Source organism: Candidatus Uhrbacteria bacterium (genome assembly GCA_016699205.1).
Classification (GTDB): Bacteria; Patescibacteriota; Patescibacteriia; order 2-12-FULL-60-25; family 2-12-FULL-60-25; genus CAIXDN01.
The window spans coordinates 769033-795596 of record CP064964.1; the positions used below are offsets into that span (position 1 = coordinate 769033).

General features: G+C 52.2%; 14 protein-coding genes. 12 read left to right on the forward strand and 2 right to left on the reverse strand.

Annotation, left to right across the window (positions count from 1 at the left end; all coding sequences use genetic code 11):
• The first annotated feature begins 36 nt into the window (after nucleotides 1–36).
• The 3 genes from IPH19_03775 (at nucleotide 37) to IPH19_03785 (ending at nucleotide 1617) form a co-directional block, all read left to right on the forward strand.
• Nucleotides 37–861, forward strand: a complete 825-nt coding sequence (locus tag IPH19_03775; protein QQR60503.1) for a hypothetical protein — start codon at nucleotides 37–39, stop codon at nucleotides 859–861.
• Nucleotides 862–930: 69 nt separating this feature from the next.
• Nucleotides 931–1359: a hypothetical protein gene (locus tag IPH19_03780; protein ID QQR60504.1), complete on the forward strand. Its 429-nt coding sequence runs from the start codon at nucleotides 931–933 to the stop codon at nucleotides 1357–1359.
• Nucleotides 1360–1446: 87 nt separating this feature from the next.
• Nucleotides 1447–1617 (forward strand): hypothetical protein, encoded by a 171-nt coding sequence (locus IPH19_03785; GenBank protein ID QQR60505.1) that lies wholly within the window; start codon nucleotides 1447–1449, stop codon nucleotides 1615–1617.
• A 36-nt stretch (nucleotides 1618–1653) separates the two neighbouring features.
• Here IPH19_03785 and IPH19_03790 read toward each other — a convergent pair whose 3' ends face one another.
• A complete protein-coding gene (locus IPH19_03790; protein QQR60506.1) occupies nucleotides 1654–2004 on the reverse strand; it encodes a hypothetical protein in 351 nt (116 codons plus the stop codon).
• 116 nt (nucleotides 2005–2120) lie between these two features.
• Here IPH19_03790 and IPH19_03795 point away from each other — a divergent pair, with 116 nt between their 5' ends.
• The gene (locus IPH19_03795; GenBank protein ID QQR60507.1) at nucleotides 2121–2633 is read left to right on the forward strand and encodes a VOC family protein; all 513 of its coding nucleotides are present in this window, start codon (nucleotides 2121–2123) and stop codon (nucleotides 2631–2633) included.
• 13 nt (nucleotides 2634–2646) lie between these two features.
• On the forward strand, nucleotides 2647–3429 hold the full coding sequence (locus IPH19_03800) for a hypothetical protein (GenBank protein QQR60508.1): 783 nt from the start codon (nucleotides 2647–2649) through the stop codon (nucleotides 3427–3429).
• A 16-nt stretch (nucleotides 3430–3445) separates the two neighbouring features.
• On the opposite strand, the gene IPH19_03805 is transcribed toward IPH19_03800, so the two are convergent.
• Nucleotides 3446–4897, reverse strand: a complete 1452-nt coding sequence (locus tag IPH19_03805) for a flippase (protein QQR60509.1) — start codon at nucleotides 4895–4897, stop codon at nucleotides 3446–3448.
• 23 nt (nucleotides 4898–4920) lie between these two features.
• Here IPH19_03805 and IPH19_03810 point away from each other — a divergent pair, with 23 nt between their 5' ends.
• The 7 genes from IPH19_03810 (at nucleotide 4921) to IPH19_03840 (ending at nucleotide 26538) form a co-directional block, all read left to right on the forward strand.
• Nucleotides 4921–5682: a hypothetical protein gene (locus tag IPH19_03810; GenBank protein ID QQR60510.1), complete on the forward strand. Its 762-nt coding sequence runs from the start codon at nucleotides 4921–4923 to the stop codon at nucleotides 5680–5682.
• 2 nt (nucleotides 5683–5684) lie between these two features.
• A complete protein-coding gene (locus IPH19_03815) occupies nucleotides 5685–6866 on the forward strand; it encodes a hypothetical protein (GenBank protein QQR60511.1) in 1182 nt (393 codons plus the stop codon).
• 191 nt (nucleotides 6867–7057) lie between these two features.
• Nucleotides 7058–12628 carry a hypothetical protein gene (locus IPH19_03820; GenBank protein ID QQR60512.1) on the forward strand — a complete coding sequence of 1857 codons (5571 nt, stop codon included), beginning with the start codon at nucleotides 7058–7060 and terminating at the stop codon, nucleotides 12626–12628.
• Nucleotides 12625–14133, forward strand: a complete 1509-nt coding sequence (locus tag IPH19_03825; protein QQR60513.1) for a hypothetical protein — start codon at nucleotides 12625–12627, stop codon at nucleotides 14131–14133. Before IPH19_03820 ends, IPH19_03825 begins: the two co-directional genes overlap by 4 nt.
• The gene (locus IPH19_03830; protein ID QQR60514.1) at nucleotides 14130–23117 is read left to right on the forward strand and encodes a hypothetical protein; all 8988 of its coding nucleotides are present in this window, start codon (nucleotides 14130–14132) and stop codon (nucleotides 23115–23117) included. The genes IPH19_03825 and IPH19_03830 overlap by 4 nt, the downstream gene beginning before the upstream one ends.
• 25 nt (nucleotides 23118–23142) lie before the next feature.
• Nucleotides 23143–23961: a LytR C-terminal domain-containing protein gene (locus IPH19_03835; protein ID QQR60515.1), complete on the forward strand. Its 819-nt coding sequence runs from the start codon at nucleotides 23143–23145 to the stop codon at nucleotides 23959–23961.
• A 162-nt stretch (nucleotides 23962–24123) separates the two neighbouring features.
• A complete protein-coding gene (locus IPH19_03840; protein ID QQR60516.1) occupies nucleotides 24124–26538 on the forward strand; it encodes a hypothetical protein in 2415 nt (804 codons plus the stop codon).
• The last annotated feature ends 26 nt before the right edge of the window (nucleotides 26539–26564 follow it).

Sequence of the window (26564 nt, forward strand, 5' to 3'; positions counted from 1 at the left end):
AGTACTTGGCTTTTGTGTTTGTGCTAATATTTCTTCATGAAAAAGTGCCTGGAACCATCTCCGGAAGATTCGGAATTGAAAGCATTAAAAACGCAGGCGGTACAGGATTATATAGCAAGTCGTCCAGAGCGGCCGATACAGTTTGACCTTGACTCGCCTGAATATGATCAAGCTCGGGAGGAGGCATTAGCTTTGAGCGAATTTATTAAATCTAAACAAGAATTAGTTGAGCCAATAAGAAGTTCGGTCTCCCATCCGTACCTCAATAGAGCCGAATCTTGGTTTAGAGGCATTCAGCGAGACTTAGAGAATCCGCGCTCCAGGTCTCTTGATGCTATTCGTAAAGATATTCATGACATAAAAACGGAACTAAATCGTAAAGAGCAGGAGTATCATTTAAAGAAACTTCAAGAGGCAAAGAACCCTTTTTCAAAGGAGTCTTGGGAGGAGCAGGTTCGTTTGAGACAGGATGCGGAGATGGCTTTGGAATTATTGGATGTAATTTCCCGAGCTAAGAAGCCCAAGGATCTTTCTACACGCGAAGAGTCTTTATGGCAGAAGATTATTGTCCAGGCAAAAGGCCTCAAAAATCAGTACGGGCTCGACAACAAAAGTTTTATACAGGAAGCCCGTGAGGTAATTGAGCGTTCGGCTGAGCTCCAAAGAGTTTCTGCCAATTATCTGGAACGTTTTTTAGCTATTCGTAGTCGTTTGGAAAAGCGCGCCAAGACTTTGGGTGAGCAGGTAACGAATGAATTGTTTAAACGGTTAAAACCGGAGTTGGTTGAGTTGGCTAAGAAGGAATTAGCATCTATGGAATTGGATGAAGCTTTAGATGAAATTTTGGTAAGTGCTTTTTAGATTCAACCCTTTACAAAATTCCTCTTTTTTGCGATGGTTTCCTCGGTTCTTTATTAATCGGAGGTTCCCATGGGTCACAGGGAGTGGTTGAAGGCGGCAGAGACGGTCGAGGCGCAGAAGCGTCAGCCCGAGGTCGAGGCCAGGGAGATCGAGGAAGAGGCGCGCAAGCTCGAGAGCTTCTTGAGCAGCGTCGAGGGTAATGCCGCACGGCGGCTCCTCAAGGCGACGGCCAAGCACATCATCGTCGGCGAGCTCGAGGCTTCCCCGGGGCATGCGATGGTCTGCTTCTTGGATGGCGAAGGACTGCGGCAGTCCATCGAAGGTAAGGGGCTCTCGGGCGCTTACGCGGGCAACAAGCCCGACATTTCCTCGACAACGCCGGAGCTGGCGACCAAGGCTTTCACGCATCCTGATCGTGGGAAGCGCAAGCCGTCTGAGCTCCTGAACTACATTCGCGGTGAGCTCGACAAGATCGCCGAGGCGGTCAAGAAGGGATAGATCTGCTGCTGAGTCCGACGCATTGCTTTGCGTCGGACTCTTGCGTTTTGTATCTCTATTTACAGGAAAGGAGTACGCTGTATTGATATGAATCAAAAATCTCTCGCGATGTGGTCTTTCTGGATTGGTGCCGTGATCGTGCTTGTGACGCATGTCTATATGTTGGTGGCGGGATTGCCTGCGTCGCAGATGATGGGACACTCGATATTGAACTTGGTTGCTGGGGCGCTTGTCATCTTTGGTTGGATGAAGCGCTAGAGAATGCGAAAGGCCGTCCAGAGAGGGCGGCCTTTTTTAGTGTTTACGTTTTTGGCTCGCGCGGATCTTTCGCGCGATGTAGATCCCTTCCGGTGTAAGACGGTAGAAAAGTCTCGCTGCCGGCTTTTTTGCGCCAGGTGGCAGGATCGGAGGTGGGGCAGAAATGCACTCGATGTGACCGTACAGAATGAGGAGATTCAACATCTTTCTTCCGGCGCTTGGGTCTTTTCCGTAGTGAATCTCCGTGTAATGGCCCGGATGTGTGTCCTCGATCAGGAGCAGTACTTGCATGATTTCCACGCGGATCGTCTGCTCCGATTGCTTGATCGATAGCCAGAGCGCGATGAATGCGATGGCGGCTAGTACCGCGAGAAGGGCGTAGACCATTCAAGCCTCCGGTGACTATTTGAATCTGAATATCGCTCTTTGTCAATGGTCGATTCTGCGTTGACATCGCTTCCGTAAAATGATGAGCTTGCGGCGGTTCCTTGAAAGGAAAACCTATGCTGAACGGACTCGAATCGTTCGTGCCTCGATTGCTCGAGCTCACTCGTCAGGCCGGGATCGACGTCTCGGAATATCTCATGGACCATGTGTGCTATCGCGTGGCGGACATGAAGCGTTATGAAGAGCTTGCGCATGTTTGGCGACTCTTTGCCGAGAAGACGCACGAGAGTATGGTGAACGGCCGGCCGATCACCGTGTTCACGCTTTACACGCCGATCAAGATCGCGGGACGTATCATCCGCGTGATCGAGTTGCCGGCGCCGAAAGAGGGTGCCCCGTATCCTGAAGGTTGGGAGCATGCAGAGTTCGTCATCGACGAGCCGTTTGCGCACTTCATGTCGCGCTACGACGAGCATGTCTTTGATACGAGAGGTCTCGCCAAAGAGTTCAATCCCGAACTCGGATACAAGCTGCCCGAAGGTCTGCAGATCAAGTTTCATCAGATGCCGCTCGAGTGCGTCATCGAGATCGAGGCGGATCGTGGATTGCCTCTACCTAGCGAAGAATAGTTGAGGAGGATGTATGCCTGCCGTGCGATTTCCCGTGATCAAGCCAGAGTACGAAGTCAACAATGGGAATGATTTCCAGGTCCCCGTGTTGCGCGAGATCAGCCCGCGAATTGGTTGGACACTGCGCTTGTTCATCGATACGGACGTGCAAGTGCATCAGGTCTGGTATCCGATGGTCGAGAATGGCGATGCGGATATCGCCGAATGCAAGAAGCGATTTCGTGCGCTCAAGAACGAGCTTCCTCGACTGTTCCCTCCGATGTACAAGACAGAACGTGAAGAGGACACGGATCTGCATTCCGCGCTGACGGATATCGGCGCCGAGCATTTCTATGGCGGATGGATGCGTAAGTTTGACGACACGGCCAAGCTCGCGGGACCAATCTGGGTCGGTAGGCACGTGAGTTTCCGATCATCGTGCAAGGTGCTCGGTCCCTCGCTCATCGAGTCGAATGTAACGATCGGAACTTCTGCGATCGTGAATCGCTCGATCGTGTGTCGGCGTACGGAGATTGACGCGGGCGCGCAGGTCGCGGATTCGATCATCGGGCGCGATGTGTACATCGGGCCGACGGCACTTCTTCTGCATAAGCCGCTTACGGGTAAACTCGAACCGCTTCACGAAGGAGTGAGGCTCACGAATCGCAAGAAGTGCGGAGTCATCGTTGGCGACGGATGCCGTATCGGTGCCGGAGCCACGATTGAGCCGGGGACAATCCTCATGCCCAAGTGCGTTGTGCCCATCGGCCAACATGTGAAGACCGGGTTTTATTGCCCAGAAGACTTCCGAGACTGAAACTGAAATCCTCCGCTTATACTAGCGGAGGATTTGACGTTTTGGCTTTGAGAATGTCTTGAAGCGTCTCTTTTTTTATACCGCCCATGGCGTAGAGGACGAGAGCATAGACGATTGCGCCGACAAGGATCGGAATCGCAACGAATTGATCGCGTAGGAACCAGACAAAAATCGACATGAGTATTGATGCGCCGATTGCGGCGAGGAGAACGCGCGGCTTGAATTCTGTCGGTATGGCTTTGTGCGAGACGATGATGGAACCAAGTCCGACGAGAACTTCGGAAGCGACGGTGAGCCAGGCAGCTGCCCACATGCCGTACGTTGGAATGAAGAGGAGGTAGCCGATCACGGCGCCGATCGCAACCGCAATATAAACCGGAATCATTTTACGCTGGCCATCGATTGCGACCACGATATGCGAGAAGACGGTATTTAAATAAATGGCGGCGACGGCGACGATCAAAATTGAAAGGATGCGACCGGAGTCCGCAAACTCCGGACCGGCGACTAATATCATAATACGTTCGCCGAGGATCCAGGTGCCGGCCATCATCGGTAAACAAAAGACGAGCATGACATCGATCGAGTTGGTGACGAGGTTTTTGAATTTTGGAAGATCTTTTTTTGCAAAGGCGTTGGAGAGGATTGGAAGAAGTACGCCGGCATACATGAAGGGGACAGTGATGAGTATTTCAAGTACTCGGTAAGCAGCTCCGTAGATTCCGACCTCGGTTTGAGGACGAACAAACGAGAGAATAAGCGTGTCCGCTTTGAAATACGCGAGCCCGAAAGCAATAGAAAGTCCGACCGGCCAGGATCTGTGTAGAGCCATTTTCCAGAACACTGGGTCCCAATTCCAGTGGAAATCGGCGTATTTGCGGGCAGAGAGGAAGTTGAGGATGAAGTTGCCAAACCCGGCGAGCGAGATGAACCACATGATCGGCACGAGGCCCCAGCCCTGCGATTGTGCAATGAGTAATCCGGCGAGTGCGATCACGCGGCCGACATTTTCTGCAATGGCGGCCATCGACATTCTAAGGTGACGCTGTTGCGCGCCTACGACGACTTGATTCAAGCTCGGGAAAATAAATGAACCGGTGAGAGCGATGATCGCGAGTTTGAGTGCAAGCGGATAAGGAGAAGCGAGTGCGACCGCTGGCGCGACAAGACCAAGAATCAAAAACGCCATGACGATGCGCAATGTGAAAAGCGCGCTCGTACAGCGCCTCTCATATTTTTCATCACCGGCATGCTCGCCGAGAAGTGCGACGAGCGTTACGTTCAAGCCGAGGTCGAGAAGTAGTGCGAAGACTTGGAGAAAGGCGTTTGCTGTCGAGTAGGCACCAAAGCCTTCCGTGCCGAGCTGGCGCGTCATGAGCCCGATGATGACGATGCCGAGAACGGTGGATACGCCTTTACCGAGTATTTGTACGCCTGTATTGAGGGCTAGGGAGCGGGCGAGCGACATGCGGGCTAGTGTACATTGAACGAATGGGGTTGAACATTTACTATGATGGCATGTTTCTGCGTGGGTTTGCGATCTTTTTGTTGATTTGCGGTTTACTGCCGATTCATTTGGTATTGGCCCAGAATGCTTCAAGTACAAATTTTCAGAATACAGACTCCTCGATCTTACCTTTGATTGTTAATACCCAGTCCGGAAATTTTCAAATTGATGGATCGGTGCAATCGATTGTTGGCAGCGTGCAGAGTCCTTCTTTCCTGGTGGAAAGCGGAGCACAATCAACGAGCGGAACAACGCCGACCGTTGTCGTCATACCGCCTCCTAGCGGAGGGGGAGGTGGCGGAGGAGGGCTTCCGTTGCCTCAAACGGGACCGAGACTTGAGCCCGCGCCTACAATTGATCCTCGGGATTGGACCTATAAAACTACGGCTATTGTTCAGGGTTCACGCGGTGTTGATGGTGCGGCTATTTTGCTGAATAGCTCCGATATTGGCGTGATTTATCCGAATGAACAGCGCTGGGAACGGAGTTTGCCTCTTGGACTGGGGGATAATTTGATCCAGATTCAAGCAAAACTCGGAGATCGCGTTTCTATCGTTGTTATAGGTATGGTGCATCGTCGTTTGATCGGGGATGTGAATGATGATCGGGTGGTTGATGATGTCGATCTTTCTTTGTTCACCAGGCACTGGCGTCGTTATGATCGCCAGTCTGATTTTAATGAAGATGGTATGATTGATGATATCGATCTATCGTTGCTCGCCAGTCATTGGGGTCGACGATATTGATTATGAAGCGTTTCTTTTTTCTTTTTGCTCTCCTCCTGCTCGTGCCGCGAGATGTTTTTGCCGCATCTGCCGGTTTGACGGGGCCAGCTGAGGTTCAGGTTGGGAGAACGTTCCAGGTACGTATGACGGTTGGGGGAGCTGTTGATGTTGATACGGTGCGTTTTGTGGGCTCGTTTCCTACGGATTTGCTCGAGTTTCAAGGGATGGCGAATGGATCGTCTTTGCCGACGCGCTCGCCTGGATCAGGTGCAACGGGTGGAACGTTTAATTTTGGCGGTTTCTCTTTAGGGAATCCGGTGAATGGTGGAACGCAGGCCGGTGTCCTGACATTTCGTGCGAAAAAAATTGGAGAGGCGACGATTTCTCTGCAAGGAGGAACGCGTATTTTGTCCGCAGGAGAAGATCAGACGACAGGACGGGGGAGTTTGAAGATCAAGATCGTGGAAGCTCCGGCACCCGGCGAGATTCCGGTGACGCCGCCGGTTCAGACGACGATCGATCTTTTGAGTAAGACGCATCCTGATCAGAATGTCTGGTATCCAAAGCGAGGCCTTGGTCTTGAGTGGAAATTCAGCGGAAGACAGCCGATTTCTTACACGGTTGGTTTTGATCAGGCGCCGGAAGGTCCTGCGGAGATGAGAGCTGTTGCTACAAGCTCGGCTTCATTTGATGCTCCAAACGATGGCGTTTGGTATGGTCATTTGGTTGTCCGTTACTCTGCGAGCGAGATTGTCCGTAAAGACTTCCGTTTCTTGGTTGATTCAACAGCTCCACGTCCGTTGGCGGTGTCTGTTGACCAGAACGATGTTCGTCCGCAAACGCCGAATTTTCTTAGATTTACAGCTTTGGATGATGCTTCTGGTGTCGCGCGTTACGACGTTAGTATCAATGAAACATTCGTCACTTCTACAGCATTGCCTTACTTGTCTTTGGCTGAGCTCGGTGCTGGGGACTATCGTGCTCGAGTGCGCGCTGTTGACTATGCAGGTAATGCCTCGGAAGGGGTTACCGAGTTCCGCCTTACGGACAAGATCACAGGTGTTGATGCGGATCTCGTACGAGCTGAGCGATGGCAAGATTCTATTTTGCGCTTAGTTCTGGCATTTTTTGCCATTCTTCTCTTGTTTATTTTTGGGATTTTGGTGGGGCGACGTACATTGGAAAAGAAGCGACGTAAAAAATAAGTTGGATCTTGATTAGTTACCCACAGTTTTAGCTAATTTTTGCAGAAAAAGGAGTATAATTGATTTGGCCGTTGAACCCTTGTTCCACGGTAATATTCAAATAAAAAATGGAGCCAAAGCGGGTGGTTAAAATCAAGCGTACGTTTCGGAAAACAATTGCCACGATCCTTTCCTTGATTCAATTGTCAGGAATGGGGCTTTTTCCGAATGCTCCAACATTTTTCTTGGATTTTTTCCGTGCATTACCTGCGTACGCAGCCACTCCGACAACACTCGGTTATCAGGGGCGACTTAAAAATTCTTCCAGTGTCGCATTAAGCGGTAGTTATAATTTTACTTTTCGATTGTATTCGGCTGCTTCCGGAGGCGTATCGCTTTGGACGGAGACACAGACAGGTGTAAGTGTTAGTGATGGATATTTTGCGGTTCGGCTTGGTTCTGTCACCCCGTTTCCATCGACGTTTGATTTTAATCAGCCGCTGTATCTCACCACAGAAGTGAATAGCGATGGTGAAATGTCGCCGCGTGTTGCTGTTAATAATGTTGCGTACGCGTATACGGCTGGCGGCATCAACTCCCTCGACAGTGATCCAGTTTCCGCGACAGGTGGAAGAATGTATTATAATACAACCGATGGCAGTTTGCGTTACTATGATGGCCAAGCGGCTCTTTGGACGATTTTAGGCTCATCCGGTTCCTCGACGAGCTTGCAGGCAGTAACGAATGTTGGGAATAGCACGACAAATGCGTTGATTTTTGCCGGCGGAACATCGACAGCGAATTTTGTCTTTCAATCAAACGTGACGGTTGGTGGGTCAGCAACGCTTCAGAATTTTACGTTTAGCGCTGGTTCAGGAACGAGCATGGTAACGACTAACTCGACCTCAACGAATCTCTTTGCGTCCAATGCCGTGTTCACAAGTCTTTCTGTCGGCACCTTTAATCCGACCAATATTACTTGGACGAATGCAACGGGTACGAATACGACTACGACAAATTTGGGAGTGCTTGGACCCGCATCGATCGCCGGTCTTTTGACGTTTGGCTCGGCGACCGGATCGACATTGAATGCGAATAGTACGAATATCGGGAGCGGTACGATCGGTACGCTTTCATCGGCGACGGGTACGATTGCTGTTTTGAATTCCGGGAGTGCGAATATCGCCACGCTCTTGTTTGGAAATGCGACGGGATCGACTCTAAATGCTGTTACTATTTCTGGAACGACTGTTACGACGACGGCGCTTTTTGTGAATGGTCGAGCGGTGTGTCTTGTTGACGGTACGAATTGTCCGGCCTCCGGAACCGAGAGTGATACGCTTGCTTCCGTTACCAATCGAGGCGCTTTTGCTACCTCGAGCGTCACGCTCTTTGGCGGCCTCACCACTTCCAACCTCACCGCGACTGGAACCACCTCGCTTCAGAACACCACCGCAACCAATCTCGCCTCAACGGGATTGCTCTCGTTTGTTGCTGCAACCGGCTCTACGCTTAACGCCAACTTCGCCTCCTTCGCCTCGGCTACCATTGCCGGACAGGGGATTTGTTTGCAGAACGGCGTTGGTTGTCCGAGTACTGCTACCGAAGCCGATACCCTGGCCTCGGTTACGAACCGTGGAGCCTTTGCGACTTCAAGTGTCACGCTCTTCGGCGGCCTCACCACTTCCAACCTTACCGCCACCGGAACGCTCTCGGTTACAGGCGTTTCCTCCCTTGCCGGCGTTACCTTCACGAATGCGACGGGCACTAATGCCACGACGACGAATTTCTTTGCGACGAATGGAGTCTTCACAAATCTCATCGCTTCTACCTTCACGGTTGCAACTCTTAACACCACGAATCTCACATGGACGAATGCAACGGGTACGAATACGACTTCCACCAATCTTTTTGGTTCGAACCTCGGTTTCTCAAGCGCTACAGGAACCTCTTTGAACACAAACACGCTTAATGCCGGTTCTGTCACTCTTGGCACGGCAACGGTTTCAGGTCTGACGTCTCTCCAGAACACGGCTCTTACGAACGGAACCTCAACGAACTTTGCCTCTACCGGACTTCTCTCATTCTCGACAGCAACGGGTACCCAGATCCTCGCGAATATCGGTACATTCTCTACGGCGACGGTTTCTGGTGTCGCTGTCTGTCTTGCGAATGGCGTCGGTTGTCCAAGTGGAACCGTGCTTTCCGATACCCTCCAGTCCGTTACAGCTCGCGGAAGCTTTACGACGACCACGGTTCAGTTCTTTGGAGGTCTCACGACGAGTGATTTAACAGTTACCGGTACGGCTTCACTTCAAAATACGACGGCAACGAATCTCGCCTCGACTGGATTGCTTTCGTTTACTTCAGCGACTGGAACTTCGTTGAATTCAAATAATGCCGCGATTGGAATTTTGTCTTTTGGTAGCGCAACCGGCTCTACGCTTAACGCAAACTTCGCTTCATTCGCCTCGGCTACCGTTGCAGGGCAGGGGATTTGTTTGCAGAACGGTGTTGGTTGTCCTTCCACCGCGACTGAAGCCGATACGCTCGCGAGCGTTACGAATCGCGGTTCCTTTGCTACATCATCAGTTACGCTGTTTGGTGGACTTACAACATCGAACGTAACAGCAACCGGTACGCTTACTGTTGGTGGGGTATCCTCGTTGGGAGGAGTGACATTCACGGATGCGACTGGAACGAATGCTACGGCTACAAATATTTTTGCTTCAAACTTAGGATTTACGAATGCGACGGGTTCAATATTGAATGCGAATACGGTTGCCGCGGGTCTGCTCGTGTTCGGAAATGCTACTGGTGCAACATTAAATGCTGGAGTTCTTTCCGCTTCTATTGTTACGTCGACCGCAGTGCTCGTAAACGGTATCGCTGTTTGTTTGGCGAATGGAACCAACTGTCCTTCTAGCACAAGTCCGAATTTCCAGACGGTGACGAATGCCGGTAACACGACGACGAATGCGATCCAGTTTGGAGGAGGTACTTCAACCGGAGACTTTGTCTTTAGTTCATCGGCTAGCGTTAATGGTTTACTGACTTTTGTAAGTGCCACTGGGTCGATTTTGAACGCCAACTTTGCTTCCTTCGCCTCCGCTACCGTTGCCGGACAGGGGATTTGTCTTCAGAACGGTGTCGGCTGTCCGTCTGCCTCAGCTGAAGCCGATACCCTGGCCTCGGTCACGAGTCGCGGAGCCTTTGCGACTTCAAGTGTGACGTTGTTTGGAGGGCTCACCACTTCCAACCTTACCGCCACCGGCACGCTCTCGGTTACAGGCGTTTCCTCCCTTGCCGGAGTTACCTTCACCAATGCCACCGGCACCAATACGACTTCCACCAATCTTTTTGGTTCGAACCTCGGTTTCTCAAACGCTACAGGAACCTCTTTGAACACAAACACGCTTAATGCCGGTTCTGTCACCCTCGGCACGGCAACGGTTTCAGGTCTGACGTCGCTTCAGAACACGGCTCTTACGAACGGAACCTCAACGAACTTTGCCTCGACAGGGCTTCTCTCGTTCTCAACCGCGACTGGTACCCAGATCCTCGCGAATATCGGTACATTCTCTACGGCGACGGTTTCTGGTGTCGCTGTCTGTCTTGCGAATGGCGTCGGTTGTCCGAGCGGTACGGTTCTTTCCGATACGCTTCAGTCGGTCACGGCTCGCGGAAGCTTTACGACGACCACGGTTCAGTTCTTTGGAGGATTGAGTGCGTCGAATATTACCGCGACCGGAACCACATCGCTCCAGAACACCACTGCAACGAATCTTGCTGCTACTGGATTGCTTTCGTTTACTTCAGCCACGGGAACTTCGTTGAATTCAAATAATGCCGCGATTGGAATTTTGTCTTTTGGTAGCGCGACCGGTTCTACGCTTAATACGAATTTCGCATCCTTCGCTTCTGCAACGGTCGCGGGACAGGGGATCTGTCTCCAGAACGGTGTTGGCTGTCCTTCGGCTGCCGCTGAAGCCGATACCCTCGCTTCGGTCACGAACCGTGGAGCCTTTGCGACCACAACCCTCACGCTCTTCGGCGGCCTCACCACTTCCAACCTTACCGCCACCGGCACGCTCTCGGTTACAGGCGTTTCCTCCCTTGCCGGAGTTACCTTCACCAATGCCACCGGCACCAATACGACTTCCACCAATCTTTTTGGTTCGAACCTCGGTTTCTCAAACGCTACAGGAACCTCTTTGAACACAAACACGCTTAATGCCGGTTCTGTCACCTTCGGCACGGCAACGGTTTCAGGCCTGACGTCTCTCCAGAACACGACGCTAACAAATGGAACCTCGACGAACTTTGCTTCAACTGGATTGCTTTCGTTCTCGACGGCAACGGGTACCCAGATTCTTGCGAATATTGGTACGTTCTCGACGGCAACCGTCATGGGCGTCGCTGTGTGTTTGCAGAACGGTGTTGGTTGTCCGAGCGGTACGGTTCTTTCCGATACGCTTCAGTCGGTCACGGCTCGCGGATCATTTACAACAACGACGGTTCAGTTCTTTGGCGGCCTCACCACTTCCAACCTCACCGCCACCGGAACGACCTCACTTCAGAACACCACGGCCACCAATCTCGCTTCGACTGGATTGCTCTCGTTTGTTTCAGCGACTGGCTCTACGCTTAACGCCAACTTCGCTTCCTTCGCTTCTGCAACGGTCGCGGGACAGGGGATCTGTCTCCAGAACGGTGTTGGCTGTCCTTCGGCTGCCGCTGAAGCCGATACCCTCGCTTCGGTCACGAACCGTGGAGCCTTTGCGACCACAACCCTCACGCTCTTCGGCGGCCTCACCACTTCCAACCTTACCGCCACCGGAACGCTCTCGGTTACAGGCGTTTCCTCCCTTGCCGGCGTTACCTTCACCAATGCCACCGGCACCAATGCCACGACGACGAATTTCTTTGCGACTAATCTCGGCTTCTCAAATGCTACGGGCACTTCTCTGAACGTGAACGCGTTGTCTGCTGGCTCGGCTGTGCTTGGCACGGTGACCGTTTCCGGCTCTACCTCGCTTCAGAACACAACTCTCACGAACGGAACCTCAACGAACTTTGCTTCGACAGGACTTCTCTCGTTCTCAACCGCGACTGGTACCCAGATCCTCGCGAATATCGGTACATTCTCGACTGCCACGGTTTCTGGTATCGCGGTCTGTCTCGCGAATGGCGTTGGTTGTCCGAGTGGAACGGTACTTTCCGATACCCTCCAATCCGTCACGGCTCGCGGCAGCTTCACGACGACCACGGTTCAGTTCTTTGGAGGATTGAGTGCGTCGAATATTACCGCGACCGGAACCACATCGCTCCAGAACACCACTGCAACGAATCTTGCTGCTACTGGATTGCTTTCGTTTACTTCAGCCACGGGAACTTCGTTGAATTCAAATAATGCCGCGATTGGAATTTTGTCTTTTGGTAGCGCGACCGGTTCTACGCTTAATACGAATTTCGCATCCTTCGCTTCTGCAACGGTCGCGGGACAGGGGATCTGTCTCCAGAACGGTGTTGGCTGTCCTTCGGCTGCCGCTGAAGCCGATACCCTCGCTTCGGTCACGAACCGTGGAGCCTTTGCGACCACAACCCTCACGCTCTTCGGCGGCCTCACCACTTCCAACCTTACCGCCACCGGCACGCTCTCGGTTACAGGCGTTTCCTCCCTTGCCGGAGTTACCTTCACCAATGCCACCGGCACCAATACGACTTCCACCAATCTTTTGGTTCGAACCTCGGTTTCTCAAACGCTACAGGAACCTCTTTGAACACAAACACGCTTAATGCCGGTTCTGTCACCTTCGGCACGGCAACGGTTTCAGGCCTGACGTCTCTCCAGAACACGACGCTAACAAATGGAACCTCGACGAACTTTGCTTCAACTGGATTGCTTTCGTTCTCGACGGCAACGGGTACCCAGATCCTCGCGAATATCGGTACGTTCTCGACTGCCACGGTTTCTGGTATCGCGGTCTGTCTCGCGAATGGCGTTGGTTGTCCGAGTGGAACGGTACTTTCCGATACCCTCCAATCCGTCACGGCTCGCGGATCATTTACAACAACGACAGTTCAGTTCTTTGGCGGCCTCACCACTTCCAACCTCACCGCCACCGGAACGACCTCACTTCAGAACACCACGGCCACCAATCTCGCTTCGACTGGATTGCTCTCGTTTGTTTCAGCGACTGGCTCTACGCTTAACGCCAACTTCGCTTCCTTCGCTTCTGCAACGGTCGCGGGACAGGGGATCTGTCTCCAGAACGGTGTTGGCTGTCCTTCGGCTGCCGCTGAAGCCGATACCCTCGCTTCGGTCACGAACCGTGGAGCCTTTGCGACCACAACCCTCACGCTCTTCGGCGGCCTCACCACTTCCAACCTTACCGCCACCGGAACGCTCTCGGTTACAGGCGTTTCCTCCCTTGCCGGCGTTACCTTCACCAATGCCACCGGCACCAATGCCACGACGACGAATTTCTTTGCGACTAATCTCGGCTTCTCAAATGCTACGGGCACTTCTCTGAACGTGAACGCGTTGTCTGCTGGCTCGGCTGTGCTTGGCACGGTGACCGTTTCCGGCTCTACCTCGCTTCAGAACACAACTCTCACGAACGGAACCTCAACGAACTTTGCTTCGACAGGACTTCTCTCGTTCTCAACCGCGACTGGTACCCAGATCCTCGCGAATATCGGTACGTTCTCGACTGCCACGGTTTCTGGTATCGCGGTCTGTCTCGCGAATGGCGTTGGTTGTCCGAGTGGAACGGTACTTTCCGATACCCTCCAATCCGTCACGGCTCGCGGATCATTTACAACAACGACAGTTCAGTTCTTTGGCGGCCTCACCACTTCCAACCTCACCGCCACCGGAACGACCTCACTTCAGAACACCACGGCCACCAATCTCGCTTCGACTGGATTGCTCTCGTTTGTTTCAGCGACTGGCTCTACGCTTAACGCCAACTTCGCTTCCTTCGCTTCTGCAACGGTCGCGGGACAGGGATCTGTCTCCAGAACGGTGTTGGCTGTCCTTCGGCTGCCGCTGAAGCCGATACCCTCGCTTCGGTCACGAACCGTGGAGCCTTTGCGACCACAACCCTCACGCTCTTCGGCGGCCTCACCACTTCCAACCTTACCGCCACCGGCACGCTCTCGGTTACAGGCGTTTCCTCCCTTGCCGGAGTTACCTTCACCAATGCCACCGGCACCAATACGACTTCCACCAATCTTTTTGGTTCGAACCTCGGTTTCTCAAACGCTACAGGAACCTCTTTGAACACAAACACGCTTAATGCCGGTTCTGTCACCTTCGGCACGGCAACGGTTTCAGGCCTGACGTCTCTCCAGAACACGACGCTAACAAATGGAACCTCGACGAACTTTGCTTCAACTGGATTGCTTTCGTTCTCGACGGCAACGGGTACCCAGATTCTTGCGAATATTGGTACGTTCTCGACGGCAACCGTCATGGGCGTCGCTGTGTGTTTGCAGAACGGTGTTGGTTGTCCGAGCGGTACGGTTCTTTCCGATACGCTTCAGTCGGTCACGGCTCGCGGATCATTTACAACAACGACGGTTCAGTTCTTTGGCGGCCTCACCACTTCCAACCTCACCGCCACCGGAACGACCTCACTTCAGAACACCACGGCCACCAATCTCGCTTCGACTGGATTGCTCTCGTTTGTTTCAGCGACTGGCTCTACGCTTAACGCCAACTTCGCTTCCTTCGCTTCTGCAACGGTCGCGGGACAGGGGATCTGTCTCCAGAACGGTGTTGGCTGTCCTTCGGCTGCCGCTGAAGCCGATACCCTCGCTTCGGTCACGAACCGTGGAGCCTTTGCGACCACAACCCTCACGCTCTTCGGCGGCCTCACCACTTCCAACCTTACCGCCACCGGAACGCTCTCGGTTACAGGCGTTTCCTCCCTTGCCGGCGTTACCTTCACCAATGCCACCGGCACCAATGCCACGACGACGAATTTCTTTGCGACTAATCTCGGCTTCTCAAATGCTACGGGCACTTCTCTGAACGTGAACGCGTTGTCTGCTGGCTCGGCTGTGCTTGGCACGGTGACCGTTTCCGGCTCTACCTCGCTTCAGAACACAACTCTCACGAACGGAACCTCAACGAACTTTGCTTCGACAGGACTTCTCTCGTTCTCAACCGCGACTGGTACCCAGATCCTCGCGAATATCGGTACGTTCTCGACTGCCACGGTTTCTGGTATCGCGGTCTGTCTCGCGAATGGCGTTGGTTGTCCGAGTGGAACGGTACTTTCCGATACCCTCCAATCCGTCACGGCTCGCGGATCATTTACAACAACGACAGTTCAGTTCTTTGGCGGCCTCACCACTTCCAACCTCACCGCCACCGGAACGACCTCACTTCAGAACACCACGGCCACCAATCTCGCTTCGACTGGATTGCTCTCGTTTGTTTCAGCGACTGGCTCTACGCTTAACGCCAACTTCGCTTCCTTCGCTTCTGCAACGGTCGCGGGACAGGGGATCTGTCTCCAGAACGGTGTTGGCTGTCCTTCGGCTGCCGCTGAAGCCGATACCCTCGCTTCGGTCACGAACCGTGGAGCCTTTGCGACCTCAAGTGTCACGTTGTTTGGAGGGTTAACGGCTTCGAATTTCACTGCCACAGGAACTGCCTCGCTCCAGAGCACGACGGCTACAAATTTGGCAGCAACGGGACTCCTCTCATTCACTTCAGCGACAGGGACGACTCTTCGTGCGAATACTGCCGTCATCGGACTCCTGACTTACGGCAACGCCACAGGCGCCACACTTAACGCTAATGTGCTTTCTGCAACGACCGTTACTTCAACGGCGATGTTCGTGAACGGAGTTGCTGTTTGTCTTGCTAACGGCACGAATTGTTCGACGGCAGGTCTTGATACCCTCCAATCCGTCACGGCTCGCGGCTCCTTCACGACGACGACGGTTCAGTTCTTTGGCGGATTTGTTGCGGCCTCATCTAGTGTTACCGGAACGTTTGTCGTCGTCGGATCTTCTTCCTTGCGTAATGTCGACTTTACGGTTGCGACGGGTACAAGTGTTACAACCACCAACCTTTTTGGCACGAATCTTTTCTTCACTGGTTCGACGGGTACAACGCTCGCAGTCACTCGTGGAACGTTGGGCAGCTCTACAGCGACCAATTTGTTTGTTGTCAATCTTGGCTTTATTGGATCTACGGGAACCAATCTTCTGGCTACTGGATCCGTATCTACTACTAATCTTTTTTCAAATGCAGCCACCTTTGCAACGGCGACTGTTGCGGGACAGGGGATTTGTCTTTCCAATGGCGTTGGCTGCCAATTTACGAGTACGGTTGGTCTCGATACGCTCCAGTCGGTCGTGGCTCGCGGAGCTTTCACCACCACGACGGCACAGTTCTTTGGCGGTCTTTCGACGAGCGATCTCACCGTAACATCGACCCTTTTGGTTACAGGCGTTTCCTCCCTTGCCGGCGTTACCTTCACCAATGCCACCGGCACCAATGCGACGACGACGAATTTCTTTGCGACTAATCTTGGCTTCTCGAGTGCTACCGGTGTTACCTTGATTTCCAACAACCTTACGGCAAACACCGCTTCTTTTACGACGGCTACGGTTGCAGGAATCGCGGTATGTCTTGCTAACGGATCATTCTGTCCTCCGTCCGTTACGCCGAATTTACAAGCCGTAACTAATGTCGGAAATGTTACGACAAATACGATTCAGTTTGCTGGAGGTACATCGACTGCTAATTTCTTTGTTCAGCGAAACATGGGTGTTGGTACATCAACTGGTTCGTTGACGACGCGTCTTGCTCTTCAGTCATCTTCTACAAATTCAGAAGTGTTTCGTGTCTACAATACGTCTTATCGACCGATTCTCGCACTTGCAGAGGATATTTCCGGAAATGGACAGTTTATTTTGCGAGACTCGTCGGGTAATACGAGGGCAGAAATTTATGGTGCTCCAAATGGCTTCATGAATTTGTATGATTCGACCGGTGGTACGGATTTCTCCTTCTTTTCTGGAAATGATAGTTATATCAACACAGGAGCATTCTTTGGTATTGGTACAAGCGTACCGAGCAGTACGCTGCATGTTGTCGGAGGAACGATTTTGCAGGGGAATACGACGGGTACCAATGTTACGTCAACAAACCTTTTTGCTACAAATATTGGATTTATAACAGCAACGGGTACCCAGATCCTCGCAAACATCGGTACATTCTCTACGGCGACGGTTTCTGGTGTCGCTGTCTGTCTTGCGAACGGTGTTGGTTGTCCGAGCGGAACGGTGCTCTCCGATACCCTCCAGTCCGTTACAGCTCGCGGAAGCTTTACGACGACCACGGTTCAGTTCTTTGGAGGATTGAGTGCATCGAACCTCACCGCCACAGGTACGACCTCACTTCAGAACACGACGGCAACCAATCTCGCTTCGACTGGATTGCTCTCGTTTGTCTCGGCGACCGGCTCTACGCTTAACGCCAACTTTGCTTCCTTCGCTTCGGCTACCGTTGCCGGACAGGGGATCTGTCTTCAGAACGGCGTTGGTTGTCCTTCTGCCTCAGCTGAAGCTGATACCCTCGCTTCGGTCACGAACCGTGGAGCCTTCGCGACTTCATCTGTCACCTTGTTTGGAGGGCTAACGGCTTCGAATCTCACTGCCACAGGAACCACATCGCTTCAGAGTACGACGGCTACAAATTTGGCAGCAACGGGACTCCTCTCATTCACTTCAGCGACAGGGACGACTCTTCGTGCGAATACTGCGGTTATCGGACTCCTGACTTACGGCAATGCTACAGGTGCAACGCTTAACGCTAATGTACTTTCTGCGACGACCGTTACTTCAACGGCGATGTTTGTGAACGGTGTCGCTGTCTGTCTTGCGAATGGAACGAATTGTTCGACGGCAGGTCTCGATACCCTCCAATCCGTCACGGCCCGCGGAAGCTTTACGACGACCACGGTTCAGTTCTTTGGAGGATTGAGCGCGTCGAACATCACCGCCACCGGAACGACATCTCTCCAGAACACCACCGCTACGAATTTCGCTTCGACTGGATTGCTCTCGTTTGTTTCAGCGACTGGCTCTACGCTTAACGCCAACTTTGCTTCCTTCGCTTCGGCTACCGTTGCCGGACAGGGGATCTGTCTTCAGAACGGCGTTGGTTGTCCTTCTGCCTCAGCTGAAGCTGATACCCTCGCTTCGGTCACGAACCGTGGAGCCTTCGCGACTTCATCTGTCACCTTGTTTGGAGGGCTAACGGCTTCGAATCTCACTGCCACAGGAACCACATCGCTTCAGAGTACGACGGCTACAAATTTGGCAGCAACGGGACTCCTCTCATTCACTTCAGCGACAGGGACGACTCTTCGTGCGAATACTGCGGTTATCGGACTCCTGACTTACGGCAATGCTACAGGTGCAACGCTTAACGCTAATGTACTTTCTGCGACGACCGTTACTTCAACGGCGATGTTTGTGAACGGTGTCGCTGTCTGTCTTGCGAATGGTATTAATTGTACAAATGTTGGCCTAGACACCCTACAGTCCGTGACGGCCCGAGGATCGTTTACGACAACGACCGCACAATTCTTTGGCGGTTTTGTTGCCGCTTCTTCATCCGTAACGGGAACATTTTCCATCTTTGGAGGTGACGGTACCACCGCTGCTGCACCAACGGCATTCCAAGCGCACGGAGGTACCGGAGGTATTTTAGGGACGACGGGATTCGCGGGAGGCGCGCTGACGTTGACAGGTGGCACAGGTGCCAGTACGACCTTACTCACTGCGGGTGGACAAGGTGGATCACTCAATTTTATTGCTGGAAACGGTGGAGGAGCAGGGGCTGCACTTGGTATCGGAGCTACAGGAGGCGGAATCAATTTAACGGCTGGCAACGGATCTTTAGGTGGTCTTGGAGGAGCAAATGGTAACGGTGGCAATATTACATTAAATCCTGGAGCGGGTTTTGGAACAGGTGCAGTAAATGGAAATATTATTCTTGCGAATTTGAGAGGAAGTGTCGGAATTGGAACGACGAATCCGTTAGCAAAACTTGAGGTCCAAGGTGTTGTCTCATCGACCGGATTACTTGTTGCTTCGGATGCTGCTATTAATATTCCATCTGTTATTAAGGGTTTTGAGGGGCAAACGGCTAATTTGACTGAATGGAGGAATGCATCAGGCACACCATTGCTTGCCGTTACTGCGAGTGGCAGCTTGTCGTTTCTTACACCTACCGGAACGATTGTGATGGTATCGACAGGTACGCTGAATATTTTAGCCGGTACGAGCACGGCGCTCTCGATGAGATATTTGAATGATAAATTCGGAGCGGCGTTGAATGCCGGTGCTTTCATGGACCGCAACTCGGCACTCCAAGAAGAATTTAATAAGCAGCGAACGGCTATTGCCGCTGATACCACAGGTGCTGCAGGCGCTGCATTTGGTGATGGAGGCGGTTGGGGTGTTTATGAAAATGGAACCTGTAATGTCACGGCTTTGGCAGATACGGTGAATGGCATTATGCGCTTGGCGAAGTCTACCTTTGGCGGTGACGGCTGTTTGGTGATGATGGATGAAGCTTTGAATAACCCAAGAAGCATTTTTGATGCGGACAATTTGCCGGTGCTTCTCATGAAGATTCGGCCGAGTGCTATTGGAACAAATACGGATTATATTTACTCCGGTTTAGGTGACTCGACGGATGCTTTGCTTGCCGCCCCGACCAACTTTATCGGATTCGGAAACAGCGGTTCTACGACATGGGTCGGTTTGACCCGAAGCGCTGGAGCCCAGACGCAAGTCACTTGTACGGGCCAAACAATTTCTACGGCGAACTTCGCCCTGCTTATGGTCGAGGTCCGTTCAGCTACGGATGTCCGTTTCTTTGTTGATAACGATGTGACGAACGGGGTTGACTTCGTTGAATGTGGAACGGGAAGCCAGACAAATATCCCGACCATTGCTCTTGCGCCGCAAATTCACTGGAATGATGGTGCTGGCGATGCGACGACCAACTTGGATGTCGACTTTTTCCGTGCTTGGCAGGACGACGCTCCGGAAGAAGGTGGTAGTACGACAACGACTCCGAATTTCTACAGCATGTCGACTTTGGCGCAGTATTTCCCTGCGGATGACGTGAATTTGGTGCCAGGAACCGTGGTTTCCATTGACACGACTGCTACAAGTATCAAAGCCATCCCGACATTTGCCCCTTATGATCCAAATTTCTTGGGTGTTGTTGTGAACGATCCTGGTTTGATTCTTTCCAACGGAACGTTTGATGGTGTTCGTGTGGCTTCCCAGGGTCGTGCGCTCGTTATTGCGTCTAATGAGAATGGCGATATCGTGACGGGAGATGTTTTGACTACGGCATCGACAACTGGCGCTCTTATGAAGGCTACGGGTCCTGGATTCGTTGTGGGTCGAGCGTTGCAACCACTTACAAGCTCCACGGGAACGATCGTTGTTCAGCTACAGCCGAATCACTACACGCCTTCTGCTAATGGTGTTTACAGTATTCTGAGTGCGACGGGTTATTTGGCGGTTGGTGATCATGAGCTTCCGGCGGTTGGGTCTTCTGCTATCGCGCAGTTTGCTGCAACTACGGATACGTATCTTCAAGTGAATTTGCAGAACTTCTCAACCGGTACGAGTGCGTCATCGGATTATGTGGCGACTGCGGATAATGGAGATGACTCGAGCTATTATGTTGACTTTGGTATCAATGGATCTGGCTATGATAATCCGGATTTTTCGATCGTTGGGGCGAATGACGGGTATCTGTATGTTCATGGAGGCGACCTCGCTCTTGGTACTGCTAGCTCGGCAGATATTCTCTTTCATACGGGCGGTACGCTCGCAGAGAATGAGCGCATGCGCGTAACAACGGATGGTTTGGTTGGTATCGGTACAAGCGTACCTTCATCGACCTTGCATGTGGTTGGTGACACGATTTTGGGGGTACTTACGTTTTCTCATGCGACGGGATTAGGCTTAATGACAACGAACCTTGTCTTTACCGATGCTACAGGAACAAATCTTGCGTTTACGGGAACGTTTAGCGGTGCGAATGCCGTCTTTACGGCGGTTACAAGTACGTCGATCGCGACAACGAATCTCTTGGTTGATGGCAAGCGCGTGTGTTTGGAGGATGGAACCAATTGTTCCGTTGGATCAGCTTACAGCGCCTCGTCTTCCGCATCGGTTTCTGTTGGTGCGGAAACGGAATTGCTTGTCGTAACAACCACGCCAGCCTTTGCATCCAATGCGGTTTGGATTTCTGCTGATGCGCGTGCCGTGAACGCGAGTGGAGCTGATGGAACAACGGTGACATTGCGTATCCGCCGTGGCGATACGTGTGCGGCCGGAGTGCAGGTTGGCGTTGATCGTACGGTTGATGTTGGTGTATCCGATTCCGATACGATTTCGACCAGCTTTGTCGATATGCCTGGGACGGCCAATGCGACGGCCTATCGTTTGTGCGCGCTTGGTAGCGGAGGAACACCTTCTGTGACCAATCGTTCAATGACCGTGCAGTTGATTAAGCAAGGCGCTGACTTGGGTGAAGTCTATTATTCTATTGATCGTACGATTGATCCGGGTACGGTTGTCTCTATTGATGAGAACGGTGAGGCTTTGGTGAAGAAGTCAGGAGTGCCTTACGACGACCAGATGATCGGTGTTATTTCTACGCGTCCAGGTCTTTTGCTTGCCGAGCATCCGCGTACGGATGGTGCGCCGGTTATCGTTGCTCTTTCCGGCCGTATTCCGGTGCGAGTGACAAAAATGAATGGCGTGATTCGTGCCGGGGATTACCTTACGAGTTCACCGATTCCTGGTGTGGCCATGAAGGCGACCAAGGCCGGTCATATCTTGGGTCAGGCTTTAACCTCGTTTGACGGTGACGACGAGGGCGAGGTCATGGCATTTATCAAGAACGGTTTCTGGAATGGCCAGAGTGTTGCTGCGGATCGTGCGCAAACAGGCCGTTCGGTTCTCATGAACACGCTCGCCTCGATCGACGTATCGACGATTGACGTTTCTTCAACGGTATCCATGCTGAATGCTGATCGTATCGTGGCCTCCGAGGATGTGGTTGCTAAATCATTGATCGGCGAGAGTTTAGCTGTCCGCATGATCGATAGCTTGAGCGGCGATTTGCGTTTGCAGATTGGCACAACCGGTACCCTTGGTCTCTATGTTGAAGGACAAGAGAATCCGGTGTTGAGCGTGGATGGAAGCGGTGTGTTGATCTTGCGTTCATTGGCGGCTGAGTATGTGAGTTCAACGCGCGTGACAACGGATCAATTGATTGCCGTTGATATCCAGTCGCCGACGATTGATTCCTTGCGCATGACGCTCGGAATGGCGACTACGTCATTAACGGATTTAACCAATCGTGCCACTGAGGTCACGGGTGTTTTGGAGGAACTTGAGCGTCGAATGAGCGAACTCGCTTCATCCGTGAGCGCTACAGGCACATCGGATTCCGGCCTTGATGTTGATCAGCTGCGCGTGCAGGAGGGGATGGAGGTAGTGGGTGAGATTCGTGCTCCTGGTGGATTGCGCGTTGATACGCTTACGAGTATTGGTGATTTGATGACGATTGCCGGAAACGTTGAGTTTACTGGTCCTATTATGGTTAATCGTGATACGGCTGGATTTGCGGTGATTACGACTGGTATGAAGCGTGTGCGTATCGCCTTTGATCGACCGTATCTCGTGAAACCGGTTGTGCAGGCGACGGTAACTTTTGAGACGCTTGAAGAAGAGGATCCAGGTCAGGAGGAGCTTCGCATCCAGAGTTACTTTGATCAGAACATGCGTTATGTTGTGACACGTGTCACAAAGGAGGGCTTTGAGATCTGGTTTGATAAGCCGGTGCAGCAGGATGTTCGGTTTAGCTGGCTCGCATTGGCTCCGAAGAATGCCGAGGAGGTTTTGTCTACGGATATGAACGATGCGCCAGTCCCAGAACCTGAACCGATCCCTGAGCCTGCTCCAGAGGTGACGCCGGAACCAGAGCCGGAAGTTGTAACGGAACCTGCTCCAGAGCCGATCCCTGAGCCGGAACCAGAAACACAGCCAGAACCAGAAACAGCGCCTGAGCCCGAACCGATTCCCGAGCCTGTTCCAGAGGTAACGCCGGAACCAGAGCCGGAAGTTGTAACGGAGCCTGCTCCAGAGCCGACTCCTGAGCCGGAACCAGCTCCAGAAGCACCAGTCTCCAATCCTTCTTAATCACGTGATATACTCTTCCTAACCTATGATCAAGCGTACTTCCGCGGTAAAAACTCCATCGTCCAGAGCCAAGGCTTCTCAAGCTCCAATCGCTTTGGAAACAGCTCCGATGACACCGGCTCCATCTAATGGATCTGGATACTCTCGCGTTATTCCCATTGTTATTGCTCTTGTGCTTGTGATTGGTGGCGGTGCTTATTTTGTGAGTGCAGCCATGAACGGCAAGTCGGGTAGCGACATGTCGAATATCGAGGTTCGTGATGGAGTTGATCCAAAGGAAGTCGCAAATATTATTGAACGAGTCCGTGAGCTCGTCGTGGCGGATTCTGATGAAATGCCAACCGTTGCGACGGTTCAGGATATCTCAGTTCTGCGTCCTCAGAATCCGACACTTTATCGAGACGCCCAGAATGGAGACAAGCTCTTGGTGTGGTCGGATAAAGTCGTTGTTTACTCGGCTACCAAGGATCGATTGTTGGTCGTTATGCCGATTAACGTGACTCCTGATACGACAACGCAGAATACGCCGCCTGATGCACGAGTTGCCGCAGCAACAGCAGCAGAGGAGCCAAGCGTTACCATCGAGGTCCGCAATGGATCGGCGACGCCTGGAGCTGCCCGTGTATTGAACGATAAATTGAAAGCGGAAGGATTTCAGACGCTTGCTCCCGCCGATGCCAAGAATAAAGCGTATCCTGCCACGATTATCTATAATGCTACCGGCAAGGCGATTCCAAAGACGCTTGAGAAGCTGATTGCTTCAACTGGTGGAACGGTGGTTACGGCAGCAGAAGGGGAGGGAAGAACGAGCGCGGACCTGTTGATAATTATTGGCGCAAAATAATAGGTACAATTCGTGTTCAAAACAAAATCTCCCTGAGTAAAGGGAGATTTTGTTTTCCTGTATCCGAATCGTGTTCAATCGATAAAAACGCCATTGAAAGAAGCTGCAAAAAATGATATTATAGTAAGCATCAAGGAGGAAGCAGACGGAAAAAATACAAATATGAAACGCGCCTTCCCACTTTTACTTGCCATGATCATTGCCACGCCGTGGCCGCTTTTGGCGCAGGCTGCTGTTTCTCGTTCCTCTTATAATATTTCTATTGTTTCCATCAATGCGCCCAAGAGTCTTGCGCCTGGTGCGCGCGGAGAGGTGACGATTGAGGTGAAAAATACCGGTAGCGCCACCTGGACTCGCACGGGGACAAACTTTGTTTCCATCTATTCTTACGATCCTATCAAGAAACAGGAAGTAGGCAGCGTCTTTTATACGAGCGGATGGGATGCTCCTACGCGTCCAGCTCGCTTGCCCGTTGAACAGGTTAAGCCGGGAGAAACGACGACGTATCGTTTTCCTATCGTTGCGCCGTCTAAACTCGGTTCATATACCGCGGAGTTTGTCGTAGTGGTTGAAGGTTTGGTGCGATTGAGCAACGGTCGATTTAACATCACGGTTAACTCCACCAATTCTGCGGTGTCCGTGCCTGCGTCGTCCTCCGTAGCTACCTCGGTAACGACATCAGCTCCGGCTCCGGTATCGACTGGCATGCAGACGGGTTCGACAAAATATGCGGCGCAGTATGTTTCCGGTGTAGCTTCAAGCTGGCAGATTGAGCTTGATCAAAATGTTATTGCGGAAATCGCCTACAAGAATACAGGTACGGAGACTTGGAAGCGCGATGGAGATGCTTTTGTTTCCCTCTATGCCGTTGAAGGGGGAGCAAGCGGTAGTAAAGAACGAACGAGCTCGTTCCAAGATGCGAGCTGGTCGGGTGCACGTGCTGCTAAGATGGTTGAGCCGGAGGTGAAACCGGGTGCAATCGGGCGTTTTAAGGTCGAGCTGCGCGCCAAGACGCCGGGGGATTATCGCGAGGAATTTTTACTTGCTGCGGAGAAAGTAGCTTGGATGGCGGATAGCAGAATCTTTTTGAATATTAAAGTGCCGACCAATGGTTCGTATATCGCACGAAATATCACGGCCCCTCCGAATTCTATTTCTGCTTCGGATGCTGCCAAGAATGCCGGTTACAGCGCTTTGCTGATGCTGCGTTCAACGCAGAGCGTGTCTGCTTCTGGAAATGGACGCACACAATTAACGGTTGGTTTCAAGAACACGGGTACCAAAGCTTGGGGGAATCGGAGTTTGCAGGTGCGCGGGGTCACGGCTGCGACAACAGCAACTGCCAAGTACGCGAGTGTTCGTGATGATTCTTGGCGCGAGGGATCGACGCCTGTAAAAGTTGAGGGGGCAACAAAGCCAGGTGAGCTTGGTTTGCTTACGTTTACGATTAAAGCACCGGCTAAGAAGGGTGAGTATAAGGCGAGTTTTCAGATGTATGCCGATAATCAGCCGATTGACGGCGGTATTATCGATATTCCGATTACCGTGACGGCAGACGGTTATATCGAGCCTGAGCCGGTTCCTGCCAAACCGATTCCGACCGTAAAGACGCCGACGCCCGCACCTTCTCAGCCGACGCCGAATGCGATTCCGAGTTTGAATCCGCAGCCTTTGAATGGCGATGTCAATAGTTTGCCAAATGAGCCTTTGATGCGCGTCGGTATCTTTGCGACGACGGACGACAAGATGACGATTCGTGCCAAGTACGCGCCGCTTGAGGTGCGTAATGGTACGTCGGTTGTCTGTACTCTCCCCGTGAACGCCTCTGTTATTGTTTCCTATGATCGTGGCGCTTCTCTTTATCGTATCGCTGGCGATTGTCCGGTTGCTCAGTCATCGACCTACTACGTGGTGAAGGCACAGGATGGAATCTCTCCGATGGAAATGAGCGATTTTAGCCGTCCTGTCGCTTGGCTACCCGGTGCTAACGACAATACGTTCCGTGCGCATTTGGAATTGCGCTGGTCGCCGACCGTGAGCCAGGCTTGGGTGATTAATGAGTTGCCGATCGAATGGTATTTGAAGGGGATCGCGGAAACGTCCAATGTGAGTCCGATGCAGTATCAGCGCGCTTTGCTTACGGCAGCTCGAACGTATGCGATGTATCACGTTCAGCGTCAGACTAAGCATGCGTCTAAGTTCTTTATCGTCGATGCGACGTATGACCAGGTGTATCGTGGATATGGTCAGGAAGCTCGTAGTCCGACGATTGTCGCGGCTGTTGATGCCACGCGTGGTCAGATCGTTACGTACCAAGGGAAGTTAGCTCTTACGCCGTATTTCTCACGTTCTGACGGTCGTACACGTTCTTGGGGTGAAGTTTGGTACGGTCAGTCGAATTATCCGTGGCTCGTGTCGGTGCCCGTGCCGGATGATGTCGGAAAGACATTGTGGGGTCATGGAGTCGGTATGTCGGCTACGGGTGCATTGCAGATGGATGCCAAGTGGGGGAAGACATACGATCAAATTTTGAGCCACTTCTACACGGGAACTGAGCTTCGTAGAATTTATAAATAAAAACACCTCGCAATACTGCGGGGTGT